At 65.0% G+C, this 26,159-nt stretch carries 24 protein-coding genes and 3 pseudogenes; 13 read left to right on the forward strand and 14 right to left on the reverse strand.

What is annotated here, in order from left to right:
• Window positions 1–25: 25 nt before the first annotated feature.
• From IVA78_RS20365 to IVA78_RS20375, 3 genes are read right to left on the reverse strand one after another with little or no spacing between them, the layout of a single operon-like run.
• Complete coding sequence (locus IVA78_RS20365) at window positions 26–2,287, reverse strand: xanthine dehydrogenase family protein molybdopterin-binding subunit (protein ID WP_247280836.1); 2,262 nt, start codon at window positions 2,285–2,287, stop codon at window positions 26–28.
• A complete protein-coding gene (locus IVA78_RS20370; protein ID WP_247280837.1) occupies window positions 2,280–3,335 on the reverse strand; it encodes a xanthine dehydrogenase family protein subunit M in 1,056 nt (351 codons plus the stop codon). Before IVA78_RS20370 ends, IVA78_RS20365 begins: the two co-directional genes overlap by 8 nt.
• On the reverse strand, window positions 3,332–3,829 hold the full coding sequence (locus tag IVA78_RS20375) for a 2Fe-2S iron-sulfur cluster-binding protein (RefSeq protein WP_247280838.1): 498 nt from the start codon (window positions 3,827–3,829) through the stop codon (window positions 3,332–3,334). The genes IVA78_RS20370 and IVA78_RS20375 overlap by 4 nt, the downstream gene beginning before the upstream one ends.
• Before the next feature lie 238 nt (window positions 3,830–4,067).
• Here IVA78_RS20375 and IVA78_RS20380 point away from each other — a divergent pair, with 238 nt between their 5' ends.
• Entirely contained in the window at window positions 4,068–4,709 is a 642-nt protein-coding gene (locus IVA78_RS20380; protein WP_247280861.1) for a TetR/AcrR family transcriptional regulator, read from the forward strand.
• Window positions 4,710–4,764: 55 nt separating this feature from the next.
• Here IVA78_RS20380 and IVA78_RS20385 read toward each other — a convergent pair whose 3' ends face one another.
• Complete coding sequence (locus tag IVA78_RS20385; protein WP_247280839.1) at window positions 4,765–6,030, reverse strand: MFS transporter; 1,266 nt, start codon at window positions 6,028–6,030, stop codon at window positions 4,765–4,767.
• A 176-nt stretch (window positions 6,031–6,206) separates the two neighbouring features.
• On the opposite strand from IVA78_RS20385, the gene IVA78_RS20390 reads away from it, so the two are divergent.
• The 8 genes from IVA78_RS20390 (at window position 6,207) to IVA78_RS20425 (ending at window position 13,555) form a co-directional block, all read left to right on the forward strand.
• Complete coding sequence (locus IVA78_RS20390) at window positions 6,207–6,626, forward strand: hypothetical protein (protein ID WP_247280840.1); 420 nt, start codon at window positions 6,207–6,209, stop codon at window positions 6,624–6,626.
• Between the two features lie 73 nt (window positions 6,627–6,699).
• A complete protein-coding gene (locus IVA78_RS20395; protein ID WP_247280841.1) occupies window positions 6,700–6,996 on the forward strand; it encodes a hypothetical protein in 297 nt (98 codons plus the stop codon).
• 9 nt (window positions 6,997–7,005) lie between these two features.
• Window positions 7,006–8,445, forward strand: coding sequence for a TolC family protein (locus IVA78_RS20400; protein WP_247280842.1), 1,440 nt, complete (start codon window positions 7,006–7,008; stop codon window positions 8,443–8,445).
• A gap of 13 nt (window positions 8,446–8,458) precedes the next feature.
• On the forward strand, window positions 8,459–9,793 hold the full coding sequence (locus IVA78_RS20405) for a copper oxidase (protein ID WP_247467341.1): 1,335 nt from the start codon (window positions 8,459–8,461) through the stop codon (window positions 9,791–9,793).
• Between the two features lie 31 nt (window positions 9,794–9,824).
• The gene (locus IVA78_RS20410; RefSeq protein ID WP_247280844.1) at window positions 9,825–10,280 is read left to right on the forward strand and encodes a cupredoxin family protein; all 456 of its coding nucleotides are present in this window, start codon (window positions 9,825–9,827) and stop codon (window positions 10,278–10,280) included.
• A 17-nt stretch (window positions 10,281–10,297) separates the two neighbouring features.
• A complete protein-coding gene (locus IVA78_RS20415) occupies window positions 10,298–10,597 on the forward strand; it encodes a copper-binding protein (RefSeq protein WP_247280845.1) in 300 nt (99 codons plus the stop codon).
• 322 nt (window positions 10,598–10,919) lie between these two features.
• On the forward strand, window positions 10,920–13,061 hold the full coding sequence (flhA, locus tag IVA78_RS20420; protein WP_247280846.1) for a flagellar biosynthesis protein FlhA: 2,142 nt from the start codon (window positions 10,920–10,922) through the stop codon (window positions 13,059–13,061).
• 293 nt (window positions 13,062–13,354) lie between these two features.
• Window positions 13,355–13,555 (forward strand): hypothetical protein, encoded by a 201-nt coding sequence (locus IVA78_RS20425; protein ID WP_247280847.1) that lies wholly within the window; start codon window positions 13,355–13,357, stop codon window positions 13,553–13,555.
• Between the two features lie 312 nt (window positions 13,556–13,867).
• Here the strand turns inward: IVA78_RS20425 and IVA78_RS20430 are convergent, their stop codons facing one another.
• The 6 genes from IVA78_RS20430 to fliI all read right to left on the reverse strand — a co-directional run bounded on the left by IVA78_RS20430 (window position 13,868) and on the right by fliI (window position 20,150).
• Window positions 13,868–15,085: an NAD(P)/FAD-dependent oxidoreductase gene (locus IVA78_RS20430; protein ID WP_247416137.1), complete on the reverse strand. Its 1,218-nt coding sequence runs from the start codon at window positions 15,083–15,085 to the stop codon at window positions 13,868–13,870.
• Between the two features lie 144 nt (window positions 15,086–15,229).
• On the reverse strand, window positions 15,230–16,189 hold the full coding sequence (locus IVA78_RS20435; protein ID WP_247280849.1) for an AraC family transcriptional regulator: 960 nt from the start codon (window positions 16,187–16,189) through the stop codon (window positions 15,230–15,232).
• A gap of 255 nt (window positions 16,190–16,444) precedes the next feature.
• Entirely contained in the window at window positions 16,445–17,485 is a 1,041-nt protein-coding gene (locus IVA78_RS20440) for an anti-sigma factor (RefSeq protein WP_247280850.1), read from the reverse strand.
• A 77-nt stretch (window positions 17,486–17,562) separates the two neighbouring features.
• Complete coding sequence (locus IVA78_RS20445; RefSeq protein WP_247280851.1) at window positions 17,563–18,108, reverse strand: sigma-70 family RNA polymerase sigma factor; 546 nt, start codon at window positions 18,106–18,108, stop codon at window positions 17,563–17,565.
• A 175-nt stretch (window positions 18,109–18,283) separates the two neighbouring features.
• A complete protein-coding gene (gene fliJ, locus IVA78_RS20450; protein WP_011084990.1) occupies window positions 18,284–18,703 on the reverse strand; it encodes a flagellar export protein FliJ in 420 nt (139 codons plus the stop codon).
• Window positions 18,704–18,824: 121 nt separating this feature from the next.
• Window positions 18,825–20,150 carry a flagellar protein export ATPase FliI gene (gene fliI / locus IVA78_RS20455; RefSeq protein ID WP_247280852.1) on the reverse strand — a complete coding sequence of 442 codons (1,326 nt, stop codon included), beginning with the start codon at window positions 20,148–20,150 and terminating at the stop codon, window positions 18,825–18,827.
• A gap of 415 nt (window positions 20,151–20,565) precedes the next feature.
• Between fliI and IVA78_RS20460 the strand changes: the two genes are divergently transcribed.
• From IVA78_RS20460 to IVA78_RS20475, 4 genes and pseudogenes are all read left to right on the forward strand, one after another.
• Complete coding sequence (locus tag IVA78_RS20460) at window positions 20,566–21,267, forward strand: response regulator transcription factor (RefSeq protein ID WP_016848562.1); 702 nt, start codon at window positions 20,566–20,568, stop codon at window positions 21,265–21,267.
• A 166-nt stretch (window positions 21,268–21,433) separates the two neighbouring features.
• Window positions 21,434–21,838: a DUF350 domain-containing protein gene (locus IVA78_RS20465; protein ID WP_100181150.1), complete on the forward strand. Its 405-nt coding sequence runs from the start codon at window positions 21,434–21,436 to the stop codon at window positions 21,836–21,838.
• Window position 21,839: 1 nt separating this feature from the next.
• Window positions 21,840–22,231 (forward strand): annotated as a pseudogene (locus tag IVA78_RS20470) (hypothetical protein).
• 3 nt (window positions 22,232–22,234) lie between these two features.
• Window positions 22,235–23,393: pseudogene (locus IVA78_RS20475) on the forward strand (glutathionylspermidine synthase family protein).
• A gap of 18 nt (window positions 23,394–23,411) precedes the next feature.
• Here the strand turns inward: IVA78_RS20475 and IVA78_RS20480 are convergent.
• The 4 genes and pseudogenes from IVA78_RS20480 to IVA78_RS20495 form a co-directional block, all read right to left on the reverse strand.
• The gene (locus IVA78_RS20480) at window positions 23,412–24,284 is read right to left on the reverse strand and encodes a protein-glutamate O-methyltransferase CheR (RefSeq protein WP_247416148.1); all 873 of its coding nucleotides are present in this window, start codon (window positions 24,282–24,284) and stop codon (window positions 23,412–23,414) included.
• Window positions 24,281–25,468 carry a chemotaxis response regulator protein-glutamate methylesterase gene (locus IVA78_RS20485; RefSeq protein ID WP_247416150.1) on the reverse strand — a complete coding sequence of 396 codons (1,188 nt, stop codon included), beginning with the start codon at window positions 25,466–25,468 and terminating at the stop codon, window positions 24,281–24,283. Before IVA78_RS20485 ends, IVA78_RS20480 begins: the two co-directional genes overlap by 4 nt.
• Before the next feature lie 75 nt (window positions 25,469–25,543).
• Entirely contained in the window at window positions 25,544–25,909 is a 366-nt protein-coding gene (locus tag IVA78_RS20490) for a response regulator (protein ID WP_008138864.1), read from the reverse strand.
• A 72-nt stretch (window positions 25,910–25,981) separates the two neighbouring features.
• Window positions 25,982–26,159: pseudogene (locus IVA78_RS20495) on the reverse strand (chemotaxis protein CheW); the annotation flags it as partial.

Here is a 26,159-nt window from a genome sequence, read left to right on the forward strand (position 1 = left end):
AAGCGGGAGAGGTCAAGAAGAAGCCTCAACGCTGCGTCAGCAACTCCTCGATCCGGATCGGGAAGCGGCGGACACGCACGCCGGTCGCATGCCAGACCGCGTTGGCGACCGCGCCGGCGCTGCCGGTGATGCCGATCTCGCCGACACCCTTGATGCCCAGCGCATTGACGTGGGGGTCATGCTCCTCGACCGTGATCACGTCGAGCGGCGGCACGTCGGCATTCACGGGGATGTGGTACTCGCCGAGATTGGCGTTCATGATGCGGCCGGTACGGCGGTCGGTGATGGCCTCCTCGTGCAGCGCGAAGGACAGACCCCAGATCATGCCGCCGAACAGCTGGCTCTGCACCATCCGCGGATTGACGATGCGTCCCGCCGCGAAGGCGCCAACCATGCGGGTGACCCGGACCTGACCCAGCTCGGGATCGACCTTCACCTCAGCGAACACCGCGCCGTGGGCATGCATGGCGAATTCCTCCAGCGCCGCAGGGTTCGGCGCGCCGGTGCCGCGCGCCTCGACCTCGGAGATGCCAGCGCGGGCCAGGATCTCGGCATAGCTCTCGCCACGGCTTTCGTCGTCGCGTCGAAACAGCTTTCCGTCGCGCGCAACTACGCCGGCATTGCCGGCGCCGAACAGCGGCGAGCGCTCGTCATTGGTGGCGAGATCGGCGAGCTTTGCAATCACGGCCGCCCCGGCGCTATGGATCGCCGCACCCGCGGTCGCCGTGTGCGCCGAGCCACCAGCGATGCCCGCGTCGGGCAGGTCCGAGCTACCGGCCTTGAATTCCACGCGGTCGATGTCGAGCCCGAGTTCGTCGGCCGCGATCTGGGCCAGCGCGGTCCAGGCGCCCTGCCCCATGTCATGCGCGCCGATCTCCATGGCGCCGGAGCCATCACGGCGGATCACCGCGCGCGCTTCGGCCTGGAACATCAGCGCCGGGAAGGTCGCGGTGCCCATGCCCCAGCCGACCAGCAGGCCGGCACCGTCGCGCATCTGCCGTGGCGGCAGCGGACGCTTCGCCCAGCCAAACCGCGCCGCGCCCTGCTCGTAGCAGGCGCGCAGCGCCTTGGACGAGAACGGTTTTCCGGTGATCGGCTCGACCTCGGCATAGTTCCTCAGGCGGAAAGCGAGCGGATCCATGCTGCAGGCCCAGGCCATCTCGTCGATCGCACTTTCGAGCGCGATCGATCCCGTCGCCTCGCCAGGCGCGCGCATGAACAACGGCGTGCCGGTGTTGACGCGGACCGCGTCATGTGTGGTGCGGATTGCAGGCGCCGCATAGAGCGTGTGCGAGGCATCGGCCGCGGGCTCGTAAAAATCATCGAACGTGCTCGATACGGTTCTGGCGTGATGATCGAGCGCGGTCAGGCGCCCCTCGCCGTTCGCGCCGATGCGCAGCCGCTGGCGCGTCGGCGCACGGTGACCGACCGGGCCATACATTTGCTCACGGCGCAGCACGAGCTTGACCGGCCTGCCGACCAGCTTCGCCGCCATCAAGCCGAGGATCTGCGGACCGGTCAAGAATCCCTTCGACCCGAAGCCGCCACCGAGAAAGGGGCTGCGGATGTGAATCTTCTCGGGCGCGAGGCCGAACAGCTCGGCGACGCGCGCGCGGGCCATCACCATGGCCTGGCTCGGCGTGTCAATGGAGAGTGTATCGCCGTCCCAATGCGCCACGATCGCGTGCGGCTCCATCGCGTTGTGATATTGCGGCCTCGTCTCGTAAACCGCGTCGATCTGCTTCTCGGCAGAGGCAAGGCCCGCCTCGACATCGCCGTGGTGATGCGCCGCGGGGTTGCCGACGCCGACCACCGGCGGCACGAAGCTTTCGCCGGCGTCGAGGCCGACAAGCGGGGGCAGCGTCTCGTATCGCGGCGCCAGCAGCGCCGCGCCTTCCGTTGCGGCCTCCAGCGTCTCCGCGATCACGACGGCGATCGGCTGGTTGGCGTAGCGGACCTCATTGCTCTGCAACACCTCCATCCGAAACACGAACGGGTTGGTCTTGATGTCCGGGTCGATCGCGAGCGCTGGCTTGTGGTCGGGGGTCATGACGTCCACGACGCCGGGATGGCGCTTGGCGGCGGCGACGTCGAGCGAGATCACGTGACCCCGCGCGATACTGGCCACGGCCATCACCGCAAACAGCATACCGGGCGGATGATTGTCGGCGGCATAGGTCGCTCGCCCCGTGACCTTGAGGACGCCGTCACGGCGCGTCAGCGGTTGGCCGATATTCGAGCCGTGGCGCAGATGGGCGGGCGCACTCGTGAGATTGAGCTCAGGCATGGACGGCTCCGGAAGTCGAAGCAAAGGGAGAGGCCGGCAGCGCCGGCAGGCGCGCGGGCGTGCCCGCCGCGGCCAGGGTCAACGCGCGCACGAGAATACGGCGCGCGAGCTCGATCTTGTAAGCATTGTCACCGGACGGCTTTGCATCAGCGAGCGCGCGCCAGGCGGCGTCCCGGAAGGCGTCGGCCGTGGGCGCGACACTCCTGAGAACGTCCTCCGCGGCGCGGGCACGCCAGGGCTTTGCCGCGACGCCGCCAAGCGCAAGCCGCGCCTCGGCGATCTTGCCGTTCTCGATCCGCAACGCGGCCGCAGCCGATACCACGGCAAAGGCATAAGACGTACGCTCACGAACCTTGAGATAGCGCGCATGCGCGGCAAAGCTGCGCGCCGCAGGCGGCAGGCGCAGCGCAATGATGAGGTCGCCGGGTTCGAGCGCCGTATCGCGCTCCGGGGTGTTGCCGGGCAGGCGGTGCAGTTCGTCGAGCGCGATCTCGCGCCGGCCGGTCCTGCCCTCGATCTCGACAACGGCGTCGAGTGCGACCAGCGGGACGCAGAAATCGGACGGATGCGTGGCAATGCAGCTCTCGCTCCAGCCGAGCACGGCGTGACTGCGGTTCTCGCCGTCGCGGGCGTCGCAGCCGCGGCCGGCCTCGCGCTTGTTGCAACGGCTCGCCGTGTCATAGAAATACGTGCAGCGCGTCCGTTGCAAGAGATTGCCGCCGACCGTGGCTGCGTTGCGCAACTGCGCGGATGCACCGGAGAGGAGCGCTTCGGCGACCGCGGGATACGATCTCGCGAATTCGGAATCATGCGCGAGATCGGCGTTGCTGACGAGCGCGCCGACGCGCAACGACCCGTCGGCGAGACGTTCGATCCGATCGAGTCCATCAAGATGCGTGACGTCGACGAGACGATTCGGACGGCTGACGCCGCCCTTCATCAGATCGAGCAGATTGGTGCCGGCGGCGAGATAGACGGCGCCCGGCTGGGCCGCGGCGGCAATGGCCTCGGCAACCGTGCCGGGCCTGACATAATCGAACGGCTTCATGCGGAGCGCCTCTGATTGGATTCGTCCATGCGTGCTTGTGCGTCAAGCACGGCATCGACGATGCCGGCATAGGCGCCGCAGCGGCACAGATTGCCGCTCATGCATTCGCGGATGCGCTCGGGATCGTTGCCGGCCTGCGCTTCACTCATCATGCCGATGGCGCTCATGATCTGGCCGGGCGTGCAGAAGCCGCACTGGAAGCCGTCGTGGGCGATGAAGGCGGCCTGCACGGGATGAAGCTGGTCGCCGCGCGCAACGCCTTCAATGGTGAGAATGTCGGCGCCATCATGACTGATGGCGAGCGCGAGGCAGGAATTGATGCGCTTGCCGTCGACGAGAATGGTGCAGGCGCCGCACTGGCCGCGGTCGCATCCCTTCTTGGTTCCGGTCAGATGGAGGCGCTCACGCAGAAGATCGAGCAGCGTGACGCGCGGGTCGTCGAGGTCGAAGTCGCGCCGCACACCGTTCACGGTGAGGCTGATGGAGTGGTTCATACAAGGCTCCGATCAGATTTGGTCATGAGTCATCGCGCAGCGTGCCACCGCCGTGGCCGCGGCCGATACACATCGGCCAGGCGGGAGCCGGGCCAACACTCGAGGGAAGATACGGAGGCACCCTCCGCTTAACAAGGGCCGTCGCGAAAATATTGGAATTCGTCAAAGCCCGTGCGCAAACAAGGCGATGCAGCTAGCCAGGGTTCAATCTAACCAATTCGTGATCTACACTGCCGGCATGGACGACCAGACCGACCAGACCCGGAAGCCCCGCGCCGATGCCGTGCGCAATCGCGAGCGCGTGCTCGAAGCCGCGAAAGCCGTGTTCAGCGCGGGCGGCCCGGAGGCGAGCCTCGAAGCTGTGGCAAAGCGTGCCGGCGTCGGCATCGGCACGCTCTACCGGCATTTCCCGACACGCGAGGATTTGTTCGAGGCGGTCTACCGCCGCGAGGTCGAGCAGCTCAGCGAGCTCGCCGAGCATCTGCGAAGCGCCAACGATCCGGTCGACGCGCTGCGACGGTGGCTGCGCTCAGCCGTCGAATTCGTTGCCACGAAGAAAGGCATGTCGGCCGCGCTAGCGCTGACCTATCAGAGCTCGTCGGAACTCGCCGCCTTCTCGATGGAGCGGCTGACCAAGGCGATCGGCTCATTGCTCGACCGCGCCGTCGCAGCCGGTCAGATGCGCGGCGATGTCAGCCCGGAGGACCTGCTCAGGGCCCTGATCGGCATGTGCTACATGCACGACCAGCCCGGCTGGCAGTCCTCGGTGCTGCGCATGCTCGATGTGTTCGTGGACGGGCTGCGGGTGCAGCCCCGCACCAAGGCCAGGACGCGCGCCGCCGCCAAACCCGCGAAGCCGGGCGCAAAGCGCAAGCGATAGCCGACAGCGGCTACAAGATCACCGGAGGCTCGCTGCTGAAAGCTGGACAGGAGGCCTAAGTCGCAAAGCCCGGGCCAGCCTTTGTCGCGTTCATCCGCGAGCGGATCAGCAGCAACACGACGATGCCGATGTTCAGCGCGTTCCACGCCACGCCGTTCGCAAACGCCGCGGCATACGAGCCGGTGGCATCGAAGATGACGCCGGACACCCAGCCGCCGAAGGACATGCCAAACACGGACGCAAAGATCACGATGCCGACGCGCGTCGCGGCTTCGCTCGCCGGCATCGCCTCGCGCACGATGATGGCATAGCTCGGCACGATACCACCCTGGAACAGGCCGAACATCGCGGAGATGAGATAAAGCGAGGTGAGGCTGTCGAAAAACAAATAGAACACCAGCGCAAAGCCTTGCGCCAGCGATCCCACCAGCAGCGTGCGGATACCGCCGATCTTGTCGGCGAGATAGCCCGAGCCGATCCGGCTGACGATGCCGCAGCCCATCATCAGCGACAGCATCTCGGCGCCGCGCGCGACGCCATAGCCGAGATCGCCGCAATAGGCGACGATATGCACCTGCGGCATCGCCATGGCGACGCAGCAGGAGATGCTGGCAATCGAGAGCAGCACCGTCAGTGTGTTGGTCGACAGCTTCAGATCGACTTGGGGCGGCGGTGCATTGGCGTGATCGCGGATATGATCGTCGCCCATCTGCGCGCGGAGGACGAGGACGAGAAGTGCCATCGTGCTCGCGCAGACGATGCCGATGCCGATATGGGTATAGCGCCAGCCGGCGGTCTGTGTGCCCCAGCTCACGATCGGCGGCCACATCGTGCCGGCGACATAATTGCCACTGGCGACGATGGTCACGGCTAGCCCCCGATAGCGCTCGAACCAATGCGAGGCTTCCGCCATCAGCGGCGCGAAGGTCGCGGAGGTGCCAAGGCCGATCAGGAAATACGCCGCCACGAACTGCCAGAGCTGAGTTGATAAGCCCGCGAGCACATTGGCGACGCCGAGGAAGGCGATGCTGATTGCCATCGCGGGCACGATGCCGAACCGGTCGGTGATCTTGCCGGCGATCACGCCGCCCAGCCCGAAACCGAACATCATGAGCGTGAAGGCCAGCGACACCGCGCCGCGTGTGGCACCGAATTCCGCCTGCACCACGGGAATCACGACCACGACCGCCCACATGCCGACGGCGCCGATCGAGCCCATCACAAGCGCAATCGCGAGCCGCACCCAGGCCTGACGGGAATCAGGCGTGAAGGAGGCCGGTCTCTGTCCTGGGTGATTTGGCGCAAGCACGGTCGGGACCATGTTCGCTGGACGCTTTATGGTCAAGCATCGTGGCGCGATATTGGGCATGCGCGGTGCACTGCGGTAAGAAGGAGCTTGGCGAAGGCGCGTTTTGTCATTAATTTGCAATCAGCGTGTGCAACACCGCCGCGCGGGGAACTTAACGACGCAATATGTTGCTGCGATTGACACGATCGATGCGGATCAAGCTGGGGCGCTTCGTTGCCTTGGCCTATCTGTTCTGCGTGGTCGCGCCGGCAGCAGGCCTCGCCTGGAGCAATGGCCCGGCGCCCTGCCTGGATGAGGCCGTGCTGGCTGACCTCGTGCCGGCGCATCATCAGATGGCGGCCAGCCACGCCCATGACGGCACCTCGCATCACCACGCCGGATCACATACGCATCACCAGACCGCCGAACAGGACGCGCCAGCCTCGCATCATCATGGCGGCAAGGGAACAGTCGGCCCCTGCTGCGCGATGATGTGCGTGAGCGCGCTGCCGGCCGATCTGCCCAGCGTGGCCAAGCCGCTTCTGCCTGTCTCCGCCTGTGCACCCGAGATCGTGGCGATCCTGCACAGCGCAGCGCCGCCCCTGCACTACCGTCCTCCCATCGCCTGATCTGACGCGACGGCATCAGGTCGAGCGCATCCGCGCGCGCGCCTGTGGTCTTACGACAGATCAGGGATGAATCATGCTTACGCTTTCCGGGGCGAAGTCCGCGGCAGCACTCGCTGCGCGTGGACGACACTTTCGACACGATTGGCCGCTGCTGGCCTTGGCGCTGGTCTTGGCCGCATTGGCGTTGTCCGGCTGCATGCCGGCAACGATACCCGTCGCCAGTGCGGACCCTGCCGATCCCGCGGCCAAGGTCGCGTCTGTCGGCTATCGGTCGACGATTGCGCCCTACACGAGCCTGCGGCCTGCGGCGCCGGCCCCATGGCGCGGCCGCAACGACGCGGTCACACCGCAGCCAAAACAAGAACAGTAGGAGCGCGCCATGATACATCATCTCGCGCGCCCCCTGCTCGCTCTCGCCGCGCTCGGCCTTTGCGCGGCCGGTCTTGCCGGCTGTGCTGCGTTCTCGCCCGACAGCGGCATGACGACAGTCTCGGAGCTGACGAATCAGAGCATCAACAAGGACGTCGCCTTCGTGCGAACAACCGAGGGCGCCGGCGCGGTTGACGGGCGCGTGCGCCAATTGCTGTCGCGGACATTGACCGCAGATGCTGCCGTGCAGATTGCGCTGCTCAACAACAAGGGATTGCAAGCGGCCTATAACGAGCTGGCGCTCGCCGAGACCGATCTGGTCGAGCAGAGCCTGCCGCCCAATCCCGTGTTTTCGATCTCGCGGATCTCAGGCAATGGCGCCAGCGAGATCGAGCGCCAGGTAGTCGGCGATATCCTTGCGCTCGCCACCCTGCCGTTCCGCTCCGACATCGCGCGCGACCGCTTTCGCCAGGCCCAGTTGCGCGCCGCACTGGCAACGCTGCGGCTCGCCGCCGACGTCCGCAGCGCTTATTGGCGCGCCGTTGCCGGCAACGAGATGGTGGTGCTGCTGACCGACGCGAAAGCGACGGCGGAATCGACCGCACAGCTCGCGGTCAAGCTCGGTGAGACCGGCTCACTCAACAAGCTCGACCAAGCACGCGAGCAGGTGTTTTACGCCGAGACCACCGCCGACCTCGCCACTGCACGGCAAACGACGGCAAGCGCCCGCGAAAGGCTCGCGCGCCTGATGGGGCTGTGGGACGGCGGCCTCGACTTCCGCCTGCCCAACCAATTACCGCCGCTGCCGCGACGCCCGCACGCGTTGCCCACGATCGAAGCCGACGCGGTCGCACATCGCATCGACTTACAGATCGCGCGGCTGGAGCTGACAGCGCTGGCGAAGTCGCTGAACCTCACCGAGGCGACGCGCTTCGTCACCCTGCTCGATCTCGCCGGCATCTCCCGCCGCACCCGGGATCCGGAAGGCCCCCCGTTTCGCGAGCGCGGCTTCGACGTGCAGTTCCAGATTCCGCTCTTCGACGGCGGCGAGGTGCGCGTGCGGCAGGCGGCGGAGATCTACAACTTCGCCTTCAACCGCCTCACCGAGCGCGCCGTCAATGTGCGTTCGGAAGCACGCGACGCTTATCGCATCTATCGTTCCAGCTACGACATCGCCAGCCACTACCAGCGCGAGATCGTCCCTTTGCGAAAAATCATCACCGAGGAGATGCAGCTGCGCTTCTCCAGTATGCAGGTCGACATATTTGCGCTGCTCACCGAGGCACGGCAGCGCCTCGCGTCGCTGCGCGGCGCCATCGACGCCAAGCAACGATTCTTCCTCGCGCAGTCCGGCTTGCAGACCGCCGTCAATGGCGGCGGCTCCCCTGCAGCCGGCAGCGACAATCCAACCACCATCGCCGCGGCAGCGCCTGCCGATGGCGGCCACTGAGATGGAGGCCAGCATGTTTTCCCGCCGAGGATTTTTGGGCACTGCCGCGCTCGTCAGCGCCTCCGCGATTCAGGGCCGCGTCCAGGCCGCTTCGATTCCGGAGGCTGCGCATATGGACAAGGTGGTGATGCAGCCGCCGCTGCATCCGATCAGCGGCCCGGACTATCGTCCCGTGGTCACGCTGAACGGCTGGTCGCTGCCGTTCCGCATGAACGGCGATTGGAAGGAATTCCATCTCGTCGCCGAGCCCGTGGTGCGCGAATTCGCCGAAGGCATGAAGGTGAATTTGTGGGGCTATAACGGCCAGTCGCCGGGCCCGACCATCGAGGCCGTCGAGGGCGACAAGCTCCGCATCTTCGTCACCAACAAGCTGCCCGAATACACCACGGTGCACTGGCACGGCATGATCATTCCCAGCGGCATGGATGGTGTCGGCGGGCTGAACCAGCCGCATATCCAGCCGGGAAAAACCTTCGTCTATGAGTTCGAGATGAAGAAGAGCGGAACCTTCATGTATCACCCGCATTCCGACGAAATGGTGCAGATGGCGATGGGCATGATGGGCATGGTCGTCGTGCATCCGCGCGATTCGAGCTTCCGGCCCGTGGACCGCGATTTCGTCTTCGTGATGAGCACCTATCGCGTCGATCCCGGCACCTACCTGCCGCAGGTCAACGAGATGACCGACTTCAACATGTGGACCTGGAACGCGCGGGTGTTTCCCGGCATTGATCCGCTGCCGGTCAGGCTCGGCGACAAGGTGCGCGTGCGCATCGGCAATCTCAGCATGACCAATCATCCGATCCATCTGCACGGCCACAGCTTTGCCGTGACCTGCACCGACGGCGGCTGGATTCCCGAGAGCGCGCAATATCCGGCGACGACGACGGACGTACCGGTCGGCGCGGTGCGCGTGTTCGACGTGCTCGCGGACAATCCCGGCGATTGGGCGTTCCATTGCCACAAGTCGCACCACACCATGAATGCGATGGGCCATGACGTGCGCAACCTGATCGGCGTATCGCGCAAGGATCTCGCCAAGGCCGTCGGCAAGCTCGCGCCCGACAGCATGGCGATGGGCTCGACCGGCATGGCGATGGGCAACATGGAGATGCCCGCGCCCGACAACACGCTGCCGATGATGACCGGTACCGGCCAGTTCGGGCCGATTGAGATGGGCGGAATGTTCACGGTGATGAAGATTCGCGAGGAGCTCGCACGCGACGACTATCGCGATCCCGGCCCCTACCAATTCCCGAAAGGTACCGTCGCCTATGAGGTCACGCCGCCGGCCGCAGAGCCGGCACGACAAAAATCAGGCAGTCCGCCAATGAAGCACAAGATGTGAGCGTTCGATGAATCACCAACTGGAGACGACGATGAAGAAAACGATCAGGCTCGCCCTGGCGCTGACCGCGCTCTCGGCCGCGCCGGCTCTTGCCCACGACAAGCACGGGCACGGGGCCTTTTCGGCCGGCGAGCCCGGCAATCCCAACAAGCCCGCGCGCACCATCGAGATTCTGATGAACGAGATGGACTACACACCCGCCAGGATCGAGGTCAAACGGGGCGAGCAGATTCGCTTCGTCCTGCGCAACGTCGGCAAGGAGGACCATGAATTCCTGCTCGCGACCACCAAGGAGAATCTCGCCCATGCGGTGGAGATGAAGAAGCATCCGCACATGCAGCACGACGATCCGAACGGGGTGCGTCTCGCCCCGAACAAGACGGCCGAGATCCTCTGGAAGTTCAGCAAGGCCGGCACGTTCGAATTTTCCTGTCTGATTCCCGACCACCGCGACTACGGCATGGTCGGCCACGTCACCGTGAAGTAACGAAAAGGGAGACTGCCATGAACCGCATCATCCGTATCACTGCTGCGCTGGCGCTGACGTTAGGCGGTGCCACTGGAGCCCTGGCGGCCGGCGCTTCGATCAGCGGCGAGGTCAAGAAGATCGACGAGGGCGCCGGCAAGATCACGCTCAAGCACGGCCCCGCGAAAAGCCTCGGCATGGAGGAACCCATGACCATGGTCTACCGCGTCAAAGATCCCGCGATGCTGAAGCAGGTGAAGGTCGGCGACAAGGTGACCTTCGAGGCCGAGGAGGCCGCCTCGGGTTACTCGGTGACCAAGATGGAGAAGTGGAAGTAGGGGCGGCTTTCTCTCTGCGTCATTCCGGGAGCGGCTCGAAGAGCCGAACCCGGAATCCCGAGAATTCCGGGTTCGATGCTCCGCATCGCCCCGCAAATGACTCCCAAAAACCCCTCGCCTCGCTCTTCCGCACCCTCCGTTAACACTTTGCTAACCATACACCGGGCAAAAATTGCCGGGTGAAGTCGAGTGTCGTCAGCCGCGTAGAACGGGAGCCCCCGTGGACGCCAGTGCGGTGCCTCACTTTCGGAACGGCGGCCCCTCGGCCGCTGCGCAGACGTTTGGGGCGCGCGGACGGCAGTCGCGCGGGGAGGCAGCTACCATGGTCGATGTCACCGCGGGACAAGGCGTAGGCGGGGCAAGGCCCGGGATCCCCTCCGTCTCCGAAATCGTCAACGTCCTCAAGCGCGGCGATATCGCGCTGGCGCTCGGCATCCTCACCATCCTGGTGGTGCTGATCCTCCCCCTGCCCGCGATCGTGCTGGACCTGTTCCTGGCGATCTCGATCACGCTCTCGATCCTGATCCTGATGACGTCGCTGTTCATCCAGGCGCCGCTGGAATTCTCCGCCTTCCCGACCATCCTGCTGATCTCGACCATGCTGCGCCTGTCGCTCAACATGGCCTCGACCCGGCTGATCCTGTCGCACGGGCACGAGGGCACGGCTGCCGCCGGTCACGTCATCGAGGCCTTCGGCAGCTTCGTGATGGGCGGCAATTTCGTCATCGGCATCATCGTCTTCGCCATCCTGATCATCGTCAACTTCGTCGTCATCACCAAGGGTTCGGGCCGCATCGCGGAGGTCGCCGCCCGCTTCCACCTCGACGCCATGCCCGGCAAGCAGATGGCGATCGACGCCGACCTCTCCGCCGGCCTGATCGACGAGAAGGTCGCCAAGGAGCGACGCAAGGAACTGGAGGATGAGAGCGGCTTCTTCGGTGCCATGGACGGCGCCTCCAAGTTCGTGCGCGGCGATGCCATCGCCGGCCTGCTGATCGTCTTCATCAACGTGGTCGGCGGCATGATCATCGGCGTGGCGCAGCAGGGCATGTCATTCGCCGACGCCGGCCGCAGCTACACGCTCCTGACCGTTGGTGACGGCCTCGTCACCCAGGTGCCGGCGCTGATCGTCTCGACCGCGGCCGGCCTGCTTGTCTCCAAGGCCGGCGTCTCCGGCGCCGCCGACAAGGCGTTGATGAAGCAGTTCTCCGGCTATCCGCAGGCGCTGGCCATGTCCTCGGCGGTGATGCTGGTGCTAGCCGCGCTGCCGGGCATTCCGACCCTCCCCTTCCTCGCGCTCGGCGCCGGCGCCGGCGCGCTCGCCTGGCAGGCGCGCACCAACAAGAGGATCAGCATCAAGGCCGAGGAAGCCGCCAAGGCCGCGCCTGCTCCGGGCACGCCGGGTGCGCCGGGCGCGGCTGCGGCCGAAGAGCCGATCTCGGCTGCGCTCAAGATCGACGACCTCAAGATCGAGCTCGGCTATGCCCTGCTGCCGCTGGTCAACGGCCCCGATGGCACCGACCGCCTCACCGAGCAGATTAAGGCGCTGCGCCGCTCGCTCGCGGTCGAGATGGGTTTCGTGATGCCGGCGGTGCGCATCCTCGACAACGTCCAGCTCGAGGCCAACACTTACATCATCAAGATCAAGGAGGTCGACGCCGGCACCGGCAAGATCTGGCCGAACCAGTTCATGGTCATGGACCCCGGCGGCAGCCAGGTGCAGGTGCCCGGCATTCACACCACCGAGCCGACCTTCGGCCTGCCTGCGACCTGGGTGGACGCCAGCTTCAAGGAAGAGGCCTCGCTGAAGGGCTATACCGTGGTCGACGCCGCAACCGTGCTCTCGACCCACCTCACCGAGCTGCTCAAGGCCAACATGTCGGACCTGCTCTCTTATGGCGAGGTGCAGAAGCTGCTCAAGGAGCTGCCGAAGGAGCAGAGCGAGCTGGTCAAGGACATCGTGCCGGGACAGGTCACGGTCTCTGGCATCCAGCGCGTGCTGCAACTCCTGCTGGCCGAGCGCATCTCGATCCGCGATCTCTCGACCATCCTCGAAGGCATCGCCGACTCGCTCGCCTTCTCACGCAATCCCGCGACCATGGTCGAGCATGTCCGCGCCCGGCTGGCGCGGCAGATCTGCGCGCAGAACACCTCCTACAACGGCTATTTGCCGCTGATCGCGCTGTCGGCACGCTGGGAACAGGCATTTGCCGAGTCGATCATCGGCCAGGGCGAAGAGCGCAGCCTTGCGATGCAGCCCTCGAAACTGTCGGAGTTCATGACCGCCGTGCGCGAGGCGTTCGAGCGCGCCGCCCGCGAAGGCGAGGCGCCGGTGCTGGTCACCTCTGCCGCAATTCGTCCCTTCGTCCGCTCCCTGGTGGAACGGTTCCGGGCACAGACGACCGTGCTGTCGCAGGCCGAAATCCACCCTAGAGCGAGGTTGAAAACAGTCGGAAGCATCTGATTTGGCTCAAGAAGCCGCGTGTTTTTTGGCCACATGCAAATGGTTTTTGAGTTCTTGGCTGCTTGTGGCCCAAAAGCCGAAAAGGCGCCTCACAGGTAATTACATCGTTGAAATAATTATATAATCGCATGACCAACGATCGCTTTTGATCGCGACCTTTCACGTCCTGTCACGCTCTTGTGATGGCCTCTTGGGAACGAATCCTCCCAATACTAGGTTGTTGGGCACCGGAAGCATGAACCTGCCTGAATGGGCTGGCGACTACTTCGGGTAGATGGCGGCAGGAGGCTTCCATGAACCACTCGATCTACAGCGCAGACCGCGCGACCCATCTGAAGATTGTGGTCGTGGCCCTCGTCGCAGGGATCGTGGTGGCCGGCCTCGGCATCACGGCACGCACGGGTTCGGATGAAGGCCTGACCCAGAGCGCCCGCGTCATCAAGGCCGGCCAGCCGGTCGTGATTACCAGTTCGAACGCGTCCCTCGTTCGCTAAGGAGACCTGACGAGTTTTGTGAATTCACGCGGCTCTTTACCAGCCCCCCAAAGTCGCCACGTGGATATGTAGACGACCCCAACCCCAAGTCGACTACAGAAAGCGCCCGCCCCCCACGGGCGCTTTCTCATGTCTGAGGTATGTTGCGGAAAATGAAATGAATTCGGCGCGGATGTAGCCAGCGATACCACGACGGTCACAATTGCGATTCCCCGCAAAGGCGGACAATCCAGTGCGCCGCGGACGGCTCGTTTTCCATTCCTTTTGGAATACTGGATCACCCCTTCGCGGACGATGACAGTGCGCTTGCGGCTACCGCGCCCGGTACGTCGGCGGCGGCGTCTGCACCGTCGGCGCCGCGGCAGCGAAGAGCTCGTCCCTGCTGCCCGTGAGCGGCGGATAGATGCGCCTGCGGTTGATCGTCTCCTTGGTCACTTTCGCGGCCGCGCCGGTGGCGCGCACCTCACGATTCCAGCCTTCCGTGTAGAGCGCGCCCCAGGTGCCGAGATCGAGCACGGTCACGTACCAGTCGATCCGCAACGGCAGCATCGGCAGACCGGCGAGATCAGCCACCACGTTGTGACCGGCGAAGCGGCCCATGGGGCGCGCGAACTGGCAGGACATCACGGTCGGATGCAGCCCGTCGATCACGCTCGAGGCAACGTCGCCGGCCGCGAACACACCGCCGACATCCGCAACCCGCATGAAAGGATCGACCAGGATGCGCCCGAGGCGATCGCGCGCGTCCGGAAAGCTCGCCGCCAAGGGGCTTGCACGGAGCCCGGCACACCAGATCACCGTCTGCGCCGAAATGAACTCGCCCGAACTCAGGCGCATGCCGGCAGCCTCGACCGAGACGACGCGCACACCAAGCCGCATCTCGACATCGAGCGAGGCCAAGGCCGTCTCGATCACGGGACGCGCCTGCGCGCCGATGGTGGCGCCGACCGCTGGATTGGGATCGACGAGGACGATGCGGCGGCTGCCGCTGATGCCCGCACGCGTCAGCCTCGCGGGCATCTCGGCCGCGACCTCGATGCCGGTGAAGCCGGCGCCGACCACTACCACCGTCGAACGCCCCGGCGCCGGCACGCTGCGTCCAAGCGAGACGAGATGATCCTCGAGGCGGAGCGCCGCGGCATAGGTATCGACGTCGAAAGCGTGCTCGGCAAGGCCTGGAATGTCGGGACGCATCACCTCGCTGCCGAGCGCCAGCACGAGGCGGTCATAGTCCAACCTCTCCTCACCGCCGCTCGTGACCAGCGAGATTTCACGTCGTGTCGGATCGATGGCTTCAACTTCGCCGATGCCGTGGCTGACGCCGATCGGATCGAGCAGTTGCGGCAGCGGTAGCGCGACCTCGCCGAGGTCGGCCTCGTAATTGCGGACGCGGATGTTGTGATAGGGATTGCGGTCGACGAGACGGATATCGATGTCGCTGTTCGCGCCGATCTCGTCGCGCTTGCGCGCAGCGCCGATGGCCGCCCACAGGCCTGCAAACCCGGCGCCGAGCACGACGATACGCGCCATGTCCGCCTACTGCGCTTTCCCAACGGCCGATACGAGCGACCGACATGCGGATCGAGCGATCCGCCGCAGCCAGATATAGCGCATTCGGCCGCCTTGACCAACTGCGGCAGCATTGACGCGCCGGACAAGATTAGACCGGCCGGATCACGCCTCGCGCAGTTCCGACGGCGTCGCGCCGAAGCGCTTGCGGAAGGCGCGATTGAAATAGGACAGATCGGAAAAGCCTGAGGAATGCGCGATGTCGCTGATCTTGCGCGTCCTGGCGCGGGGATCGCAGAGCAGTTTGCGCGCCTGGAGCAGGCGCTGCTCCAGCACGAATTCGGTGAAGGTCGTGCCGGCCTGCTCGAACAGGCGCTGCGCCTGGCGCGGGCTGAGGCCCGAGCGCGTCGCGATCTCGGACAGGCAGAGATCGTTGCGGCCGAGCGCCGCCATCACGTCGGCGCGCATGAGATCGAGACGGGCCGCCGCATGCCCGCGTCCGCGCGCAAGGCTGGCATGCTCGGCGTCGGTCCCGAGCAGAAGACCGACGAGATCAATCATGTGCTGCGCGGTCAGACGCTGCCCGACCGCATCGAGATGCGGCGCCTGATTGGCGGCGAGCGCATGGTAGCGGAAGATGGTCTCGGCGACCGCGCCGTCGGAGAGCACCTGCGACAGCTTCTCCTCTGCGCGCGGATTGATGTCGAGCAGCGCGCGGCGCGGCATGCGGATGGTAGTGAAGCGCTCCTCGTCGGTGTGGCCGACAGTGCCGGTGATGCTCATGTCGGCGAGCACCATCTGCGCCGGCGCGAGTTCGACGGTGTGACCGTTCTGCCCGACGCGGACGCGGCCCGCATGTCCGGCAATCAGGACGACATCGTCGCGGCCGTCGGCAAGGTGGCTCTGCGTGCGTGAATATTGTGCGGAAGCGCCTTCGGGAATGGCGAGCGCGATGTTGTCGACGACGCTGACCTGGAGCCGGCAGTCGATGCTGTCGCCCCGGCTCGGCGCGATATCGAGGCCGCAGGACCCGAAGACCCGCTCGCGCCAGTGCTCGAACTCCGGACCGTGCGGCAGCCCCGCATATTGGTGAATGAAGATGCCGGGAGCCTTCACTGCATCCATCTGATTTTCTCACCCTCTCCGGCATCGCGCTCAGCGGCGCCGCCTTCAAATTCTGGGCATTTGACGCCGCCAAGTGCAGCCAGGTTCAAATCGGGCGCGGGAATCGGCGGGACTTGTCGGATTACGACGACAGGATGGACCGTGGCGACAGTTTCTGCTGGTAGCTCGGAGCAGAGCGGAATGCCGGACAGTGGTCGTCCGGATTGCGCTCCATCCGGGCCACGACGCTCTTCGCCAGGACGATGAAATGTTGGGCTACTTCGCCGGCTGCGCCGGCGGCACGGTTTCGATCAGCTTGCCGGAAAACACCGGCGCCGAGGTCGGCTGGCCATTGGGCGAACCGCCGGCCTGCTCGACCGTGACGGCGTAAGTCGCGCCGTTGACGACGTCGAAATCGTAGGAAGCCAGCAGCGGACGCGCGGTGAAATCGCTAGCACCGATCACGCCGAGCGAACGCGGGCGCGGCAGCTTGTCGGAGATCAGCCAGAGCTCGAAGCTCTTGCCGGGCTCCGGGGTCGCGCCGACCTTGCGGACCGTGAAATTCCGCGTCGCGCCGTCGATGGTGAGAATGAAGGCGGGGCCGCCGCCCTGGCCCTGCAGCAGCGCGACATATTGCGCGGAGGGGGCGAGCGGCGCGGCCGGTGTCTTCACTTCCACAGTCTGGATGCGCGGCGCGGGACGCAAGGCACCCGGCAACGCATCAGGGAGGAATATCTGAAGCGACAGCGCCACGAGCAGCGCGGCCGCAAGCGCGCCGACGGCGGATGCGATGTTGCGCCAGCGCTTCACGCGCCCCTCGATACGGATCACATTGCCGTCCTCGACGGCCGGCGCCTGCGGCGCGCGGCCGACGTTGAGATCCGGAGCATGGACCTGCGGCATGAACTGCGGCGCGATGTCCGGAATAGCGTCGGGCTCGGCACGCGATGTCTGCGGCTGCTCCGCTTCGGGATGCTGCGGCTCCGGGGACTGCACGCCGGCCGTCGACGATTCCGAAGAGGCAATGTCCAGCGAAGGCAATTCCGGTATGGGTGGCGGTGCAGCCTCGACATGCGGCTCCTGCGCAAGGGTCGTGCGCGCGATCTCGGACCTGATGTTCTCCCACACGATCGGGCGCGGCTCGACCAAGCCGACCATCTGGTTGAGCGCGCCGAGCCGGAAGGCCCAGGCCTGCACGATATCGGCGAACGCCTTGTCCACCGCCATCATGGTCTCGACCTGCACGCGCTCGTCGGCGTCGAGCGTACCGAGCGCATATTCCGCGGCGAGCGCGATATGGTCCTCCGTGTAGGCCATCACTGTCCTTCATCTCTCCCCATTGGGGAGAGGTGGACAGTCGTTGCCGCGCTGGTACCTGCCACTCTCATCATCCACTAAAGCCCGAGGCACTCCCGGATATCCAGCATGCTGCGCCGCAGCCACGTCTTCACCGTGTTGACAGGCGCAACGAATTTCTCCGCCAATTGCTCACGGCTCCAACCGTTGTAATAGGCGAGAAGCACGAGCCGCTGGCGGTCCGGCTCGAGCCGGCCGATACATTCCAGGAGCCGTTTCAACTCCTCGGTCATCTCCCTCCGCGCCAGCGGATCAGGACTATCGGCCGCCACCTCCATCGCCTGAGGCTCTTCCTCGATGGAGACTTCCGACTTCTTGCGCACAACGTCGATCGCGCGGTTGCGGGCGATCGACGCCATCCACGTGATCGGCGAGGACATGGCCGGATTGAACTGGCCGGCGCTGTTCCAGATCTTGACGTAGGTCTCCTGAATGACCTCCTCTGCGAGATCCTGCCGGCGCAAGATACGGAGCACGACGCCGTAAAGTTTCGCGCGCGTGGCGACGTAGAGCCGCTCGAATGCGGCCTGATCGCCCTTCGCCACCGCCTCAATCAGCCCGACCAGCTCTGCTGGCGTCAGCATTCAGCCCCCCACCGCCCGTCGCTTTCCGCGCAAGCCCAGGCACGTCGCTACCATAGCGCGCGACAAACCTGACCACCAAGAGGCGCCGCGCCTCCACTGTGGACAGCAAATATGAAAACCCGGACCTTGCGGTCCGGGTTTGGCAGATTTCTCGGCGGTCGGGCTGCTGGCGCCGTTAGGCGACGGCGCCGATGCGGGCGCGCATCAGGCCGATGCTGTCGAGGTCGGCCTGCTCGCGGGCGTTCTCTTCGGCGCGCTCGCGGGCCTGGTCACGCTCGTCGAGGAGCTCGACCTTCTTCAACTCCTCGAAGGCTTCGGCCAATGCGGCCTTGGCTTCGTCGAGTTGGCCCTTGAGCTCGTCGGCCGAGCGGGTCAGGTTCTCGCGGCGCTGGATCGCAGCCTTGGCATAGGTCGGGTAGGCGAAGTGCGAGGGATCGTTGATCCCGGCGCGCTCCTGCTCGGTTTGGATCTCGCGCTCGAGATCAACCGACATCCGCTGGAAGTCGGCGATCATGGTCTCGATCTGGGTGACCCGGCGGCGCTTCTCGTCGACCTGAAATTTCTTCAGGCGAATGAGGGTATCACGTGACTTCATCGACTCGTACTCCCCAGAAGTCCCCTCGCTGCACGTGGGACGGCACCGGTCTCCCCACAGGCCCGATTGCGGCCAAGACCGGCTCTGCTACTCTGTGGGATCGGATGATGACCTGACAAAGTTAGCGTTCCGTTTCCAAATCACCCAGGATTTGCGCCAACTGGCGATAGCCGTCCGCGAGTGATGCATTTTCGTCCTTGCGCTGGCGGAGGAAGGCCTCGAGCGGCTCGTGCAGGCGGATCGCTTCGTCGACCTCGGGGCTGGAGCCGGCCCGGTAGGCGCCAAGCCGGATCAATTCCTCCATGTCGGCATAGGTCGCCATCACCTGTCGTGCCCGCTGGATGGTTGGCCAGAATTGCGGATCGGCCGATTTCGGCATGGTGCGGGAGACGGATTTGAGGATGTTGATGGCGGGGTAGCGACCGCGCTCGGCGATCGAGCGCTGCATCACGATATGGCCGTCGAGGATACCGCGGACGGCGTCCGCAATTGGCTCATTATGATCGTCGCCGTCGACCAGCACCGTGAAGATCGCGGTGATGGCGCCCTCTCCCAGTCCGGGTCCGGCGCGCTCCAGGAGTTTGGGCAATTCGGTGAACACGGTCGGCGTGTAGCCCTTGGCAGTCGGCGGCTCGCCGGCGGATAGACCAATCTCGCGCTGGGCCATGGCAAAGCGCGTCACCGAGTCCATCAGGCAGAGCACGTCCTTGTCCTCGTCGCGAAAATACTCAGCGACCGCGAGCGTCAGATACGCCGCCTGGCGGCGCATAAGCGCCGGCTCGTCCGAGGTCGCCACCACCACGACGGAGCGCGCAAGGCCCTCCTCGCCGAGATCGTCCTGCAAGAATTCCTGCACCTCGCGGCCGCGTTCGCCGATCAGCCCGATGACGCTGACCGCCGCATCGACGTTGCGCGCCAGCATCGACAGCAGCACCGACTTGCCGACTCCGGAGCCCGCGAAGATTCCCATGCGCTGGCCCCGGCAGCAGGTGAGAAAGGTGTTCATCGCGCGCACGCCGAGGTCGAGCGGGGCGCCGACGCGCTTGCGCGAATGCGCGGGCGGCGGCGTATTGCGGAACGGCATCGGCGAGGAACCTTGCGGCAGGGGCCCCTTGCCGTCGATCGGCTCGCCCAGCGCATTGACGACGCGGCCGAGCCAGGCCGCTGACGGCCGCACTTGATTGGCGGCATTGGCGATGACCGCCTTGCAGCCGCGGCGCACGCCGTCGAGGCCGGCGAACGGCATCACCACGGCATTGTTGCCGGAGAAGCCGATCACCTCGCAGGGGATCGAGCGGTTGGCACCGGTCTCGATCACCAGCCGCGCACCCACCGACATTGCGTGAATGGGACCAGCCACCTCGACCATGAGGCCGCGCACGCCGACTACACGGCCGTAGATGTTGACGCCGTCGATGTCGCCGATCTGTTCGGCCAAAGCCTTCATAGGTGGGCCTTCATGAGGTGCGCGCCTTCGTCGTCCGGGGCTTCAAGGTGAAAACCTTAAGTTTCGCCATATTTCTGAACGGCGCTTAACTTCGTGTTTACCCGCATCATTAATCATTGCGTCACTGTCTTTGAGACTGAGCGTGACTTCCCTTCAGAAGAAGGCTGAGTCGCGGGAGTCGGTTAGGCCCGTCTCTTAAAGTGGAGCTTGAACGGAATCGGGTGACGAAAGCTGCTTCGCACGCAAGACCTTAGGGCGATTCGACAAAAATTGCACCGGGGGGACTTGCGTTCCAGAATCAGAGTTTGTTAACCATCTGTTGTCAGGATCCGAATCAGTTGTTCAAAGGCGTTTTGTTGAGTGCCGCGAATGCGGCCGACCTGACGCCCAGGAGCGGCGACTATGGGGAACTGGCATGCGCGTTTTGCTGATTGAAGATGACAGCGCCGTCGCGCAGTCGATCGAGCTGATGTTGAAGTCGGAGAGCTTCAACGTCTACACGACCGATTTGGGGGAAGAAGGCGTCGATCTCGGTAAACTATACGATTACGACATTATTCTCCTCGACCTCAATCTGCCCGACATGTCCGGCTACGACGTGCTCAAGCAGCTCCGGGTCTCCAAGATCAAGACACCCATTCTGATCCTCTCCGGCCTCGCCGGCATTGAGGACAAGGTCAAGGGTCTCGGCGTCGGCGCCGACGACTACATGACCAAGCCCTTCCACAAGGACGAGCTGGTGGCCCGCATCCACGCGATCGTGCGCCGCTCCAAGGGCCATGCCCAGTCGGTCATCCAGACCGGCGACCTCGTCGTCAACCTCGACACCAAGACGGTGGAAGTCGGCGGCCAACGCGTGCATCTGACCGGCAAGGAATATCAGATGCTGGAGCTCCTCAGCTTGCGCAAGGGCACGACCCTCACCAAGGAAATGTTCCTCAACCATCTCTATGGCGGCATGGACGAGCCGGAGCTGAAGATCATCGACGTCTTCATCTGCAAGCTCCGCAAGAAGCTCGCCAACGCCTCCGAGGGACGCAACTTCATCGAGACCGTGTGGGGCCGCGGCTACGTGCTGCGCGAGCCGCACGAGGCCGACGAGCGCATCCCGGCCTGATCCTGGTTTACGTCGCGAGCCCTCGGGCTCGCTCCTCCCAGCCTGAACCCCGCCGCAAATGGCGGGGTTTTGTTTTTTGGGGACGCCAAGGCGCCTCATCGTCCTCCCGACATTGAACCGCTATCCTTTCTCCGCCGACGAATGGTCGCTGCACGACGGGGGAACGATGATCCTGCAATCACTCGCCGGCCTGCCCGCCTTCCTGGTCTATTTCTGCACCGGGCTGATCGCCATCGTGGCCTATCTGTTCGTCTACACGCGCATCACTGCGCATAACGAATTCCAGCTCATCCGCGACAACGAGCCGGCCGCGGCGATTGCGCTCGGCCTCAGCCTGCTCGGCTTCGTGGCACCGCTGGTCAGCGCCATCGCCCATTCGGCCAATGTGCTCGATTGCCTGATCTGGGCGACGATCGCACTGGTCGTGCAGGTCATCGTGTTCTTCCTCGTGAAGGTCCCGGTGCCGAACCTGTCGGCGCGGATCTCTGCCGGCGAGCTTGCCCCGGCGATCTGGCTTGGCCTGTCCTCGCTCGCCGCGGGCCTGCTGAACGCCGCCTGCATGATCTACTGACATGGCCGACAAACCCTCCAAAAAGGAGTTCGGCAAGCGCCGGCAAGTGGCCGAGCTACCGCCTCGGAGGCCGCCGGTGAAGCGCTCCGGCCATGTTGCACTGCTGGTGATGGGCACGATCGCGGTCGGCACCACCGCCTACACGATGATGCCGCAGACCTGCGAGCCGCCTCCGCCCGGAACGGAAGCGCCAGCTCAGGCGAGCACCCCGTGCAGCAGCCGAAGCAGTTCCTCGAGCGGTGGCAGCAGCTCGCGTTGGTCGTCGCGATCGAGCTTCTTCAGCAGCATTCCTCGAGCCATTCCTCGTCGGGAACGTCGTCCGAGTCGGGCTCCGGCAGCGTGAGCCGCGGCGGCTTCGGCTCGTTTGGCCATGGCTTTTCAAGCGGCGGCTGATCCATGCAACGCATCGTCTGTCTCGAGCGCAACGACTGGCGAGAAACCGCAGCGCAATGCGGTTTCGTCTTCCACACCATCGACGGCGAACGCTATTGGGACGAGCGCGCTTATTACAGCTTCACCCTCGACGAGATCGAGCGCGACATCGAGACGCCGACCGGCGAGATCGAGGCGATGTGTCTGGAGCTTGCCGGCCGCGTCATCGGCGACGAGCGCTACCTGCGCAGCCTGAAGATTCCGCGAGCATTTTGGACCTTGATTGCCGAGAGCTGGGAGCGCGACGACCGCAGCCTCTATGGCCGGCTCGATCTCAAGTTCGACGGCGAAGGTCCGGCAAAGCTGCTCGAATACAATGCGGATACGCCGACTTCGATCTTCGAAGCCGCGGTATTTCAATGGACATGGCTCGAGCAGGCGATCGAACGGCGCATCATTCCGTCGCGTGCCGACCAGTTCAACTCCATCCACGAGCGGCTGATCGCCGCGTGGAAGGAGATCGCCGCCGGCCGCCACGTCCATCTCACCGGCATTACCGGCAATGAGGAAGACGCCGGCACGCTGGCTTCTCGAAGACACCGCGCGCCAGGCGGGGCTCTCGACCAGGCTGCTCGACATCGAGGCGGTCGGCTGGCGCGATGATGGTGGCGGCTTCGTCGATCTCGACGATTGCGATATCGGGCTGGCCTTCAAGCTCTATCCCTGGGAGTGGATGTTCCACGACGCCTTCGGCGCCAAGCTCAAGGACGCACCGACGCGCTGGATCGAACCGCCGTGGAAGGCCGTGCTCTCCAACAAGGGAATCCTGCCGCTGCTGTGGGAGATGTTTCCGAACCATCCCAATTTGCTGCCGGCCTTCTTCGAGGATGATCCTCGCGCTGCTGAACTCGGAACGTCCTATGTGCGCAAGCCGCTGCTGTCGCGTGAAGGCGCCAATGTCACGCTTGTATCTGGCGGCATGCCGCTCGACGCGCAGGCGGGCCCTTACGGCGCCGAAGGTTTCGTGCGGCAGGCGCTATCACCGCTGCCGAACTTTTGAGGCTTCTATCCTGTGATTGGAAGCTGGCTGGTGAACCACGAGCCGTGTGGCCTCTCGATCCGCGAAGACGAGAGCCCGATCACGGGCAACCGCTCGCGGTTTCTGCCACATGCGATATTGTGAGGCGTATGACAGATGAGATCACCGCGCCGCAGCCACCTTCAACGACGGCGGCATCAAACCGCCCATAGGGCGGCCGGAGCGCAAGGGGTTGAGCTGATAGAGACCGCGGCGATCGGCGATGGGGCGGAACGCATCAGAGATGCCGATGACGGATTCGGCGGCGCCAAGCAGCAGCGTGCCGTCGGGCTCCATGGCCTTCGCCATCCGCTCGAAGATCACCGCCTTGGTGTCCTGGTCGAAATAGATCAGCACGTTACGGCAGAAGATCACGTCGAACGTGCCGAGATGGGAGAAGTCCTGCAACAGATTGAGCTGGCGGAACTGCACCATCGATCGAATGTCGGGATTGAGCTGCCAGACGTCCCCGACTTGCGTGAAGTGTTTCACGAGGAGCTGAATCGGCAGGCCGCGCTGCACCTCGAACTGGCTGTAGATGCCGGCTTTGGATTTCTCCAGCACCTCCTGCGACAGATCGGTGGCGACGATCTCGATACGCCAGCCGGCGAGCGCAGCACCCATCTCCTTCAGGCACATCGCGATCGAATAGGGCTCCTGCCCCGTCGACGATGCCGCTGACCAGATCCGGAGTGACCTGCGCGCCGCGCGCGCCTGGACCAGACCTGGAATGATCGTCTCGCGCAAATGGTCGAACGGGATCTTATCGCGGAAGAAGAAGGTCTCGTTGGTGGTCATGGCTTCGACCACGTCGGTCGCGAGCCGGCCGTCACCATTCCTGATCTTCAACACGAGATCGGGAATGCCCGATAGGCTCGCCTTGCGGGCCAGCGGCAGCAGCCGGCTCTCGACCAGATATTGCTTGTCGGCCGACAGGTCGAGACCGGAGCGCTCCTTCAGGAACTTGCGCAAATATTCGTAGTCAACCGGCGTCACGAGCGGTCCCCCGCGAACAGACGATTGACCTTGGCGCCGATCTGGTTGAGCGGCAGGATCGCCGCGCAGATGCCGGCATTGGCGGCCGCGCCCGGCATGCCCCAGACGACGCTGGAAGCCTCATCCTGCGCGATGACACTGCCGCCGGCAGCGACGATGTCCTTGCCGCCGCGCATGCCGTCGGAGCCCATACCCGTCAGGATCACGCAGAGGATGCCGCCGTGCCAGATGTCGATGGCGGAGGTGAAGAGCGGGTCGACCGCAGGCTTGCAGAAATTGACGGCGGGGCCGTCGTCGAGCGCGATCACAGTGTCGGTGCCGCTGCGCACGACGCGCATGTGCTTGCCGCCGGGCGCCAGGTAAATCCGTCCCCGCTTCACCGGCTCGCCGTCGATCGCCTCGGCCGCCGGCTTGCGGCTCGAACGCGCCAGATGCTCGGCAAGAATGGTGGTGAAGGTCGGCGGCATGTGCTGGGTGATCAGCACCGGGACGCGATCGATCACCGGGCCGAGTTCGGTGACGAGCGCCATCAGCGCCTGCGGACCGCCGGTTGAGGAGCCGATCAGCAGCACCTTTGGCGCCTGGGTCGAGAACGGGCGCGTGGCCGGCGCTCCCGCCGACGGCGCGGCCGAAGCCGGCGCGGTGGACCGCGCGACGGCCGCTGCACGTACAACCGACGCGGGGCTCGCGGGCGCCAGCGGCGGGCTCGCAACCGCGGACCTCCTGCGCAGGCGCGCGCCGAGGTGGCGGATCTTCTGGACCAAATCGTGGTGGAAGATGTCCGCGGCCGACGCCTCGCGCGTCGACTCCGGCTTCGGAATGTAGTCGGCCGCGCCGAGCGACAACGCCTTGAAGCTGATCTCCGCGTTACGGCGGGTCAGCGTCGAGGCCATGATGATGACCAGATCGCGCTTCTTCGCCAGCAGTTGCGGCAGTGCCGAGAGGCCGTCGAGCTCGGGCATCTCGATGTCGAGCACGGCGACATCGGGGTTGATGCGTTCGATCTGGTTGACCGCCTCGAGCCCGGTGCGCAGCGAGGCCGCAACCTCCATGTCGTGCTCGGCACCGACCCAGCGCGAGATCAGACCGCGAATAACGACGGAATCGTCGACGATCATCACCCGCAACGGGCCCGCCTCGCGCGACGAGCCCGTGGTCGAATTACCTGCGAACGCAACACTCATTACTCACCAACTCAGACTGAAACGGTTCAGTTGAAAACAAGCGCCGAAGGATCCGTTCAGCCTCCGGGCGATCGCTCAGATAAGGCCGACTTCCTGGAATTTCGCCGTCACGATGTCCTTGTCGAAGGGTTTCATGATGTACTCGTTGGCACCGGCGTGCAGCGCGCGCGCGATGTGCGCGACGTCGTTCTCGGTGGTGCAGAACACCACCTTGGGCTGATCGCCTCCGGGCATGCGCCTGAGATGGCCGAGGAACTCGTAGCCGTCCATGATGGGCATGTTCCAATCGAGCAGCACCGCATCGGGCAAGCCGCGCTTGCAGGCTTCCAGGGCCTTCTCACCGTCTTCGGCTTCGAGGATCTGGAAGTCGAGGCCCTCCAGGATCCGGCGCGCAACCTTGCGGATGACGCTGGAATCATCAACGACGAGACAAGTTCGCATGTGAACCTCTGCTTCCTTCCCCTTTGCCGGGGCGCTTTCAGTTGCAGGCCCGATAACGGCGATGCCGCCGTATCAGGCTGCCATCATCTCGGGCGCGAGCTCGAGGACGCGATCGACGTCGAGGACAACCATGAGCTGGCCGTCGAGGCGATGGACGCCGCCGGCGAGCTTGGCCATGCGGGGGTCGAGGTTGACGGGGTTGTCTTCCTTGCCGTCCTCGGGCAGGCGCAGCACCTCGCCGATCTGGTCG

It is taken from the genome of Bradyrhizobium sp. 137 (assembly GCF_023074095.1).
Lineage (GTDB): Bacteria > Pseudomonadota > Alphaproteobacteria > Rhizobiales > Xanthobacteraceae > Bradyrhizobium.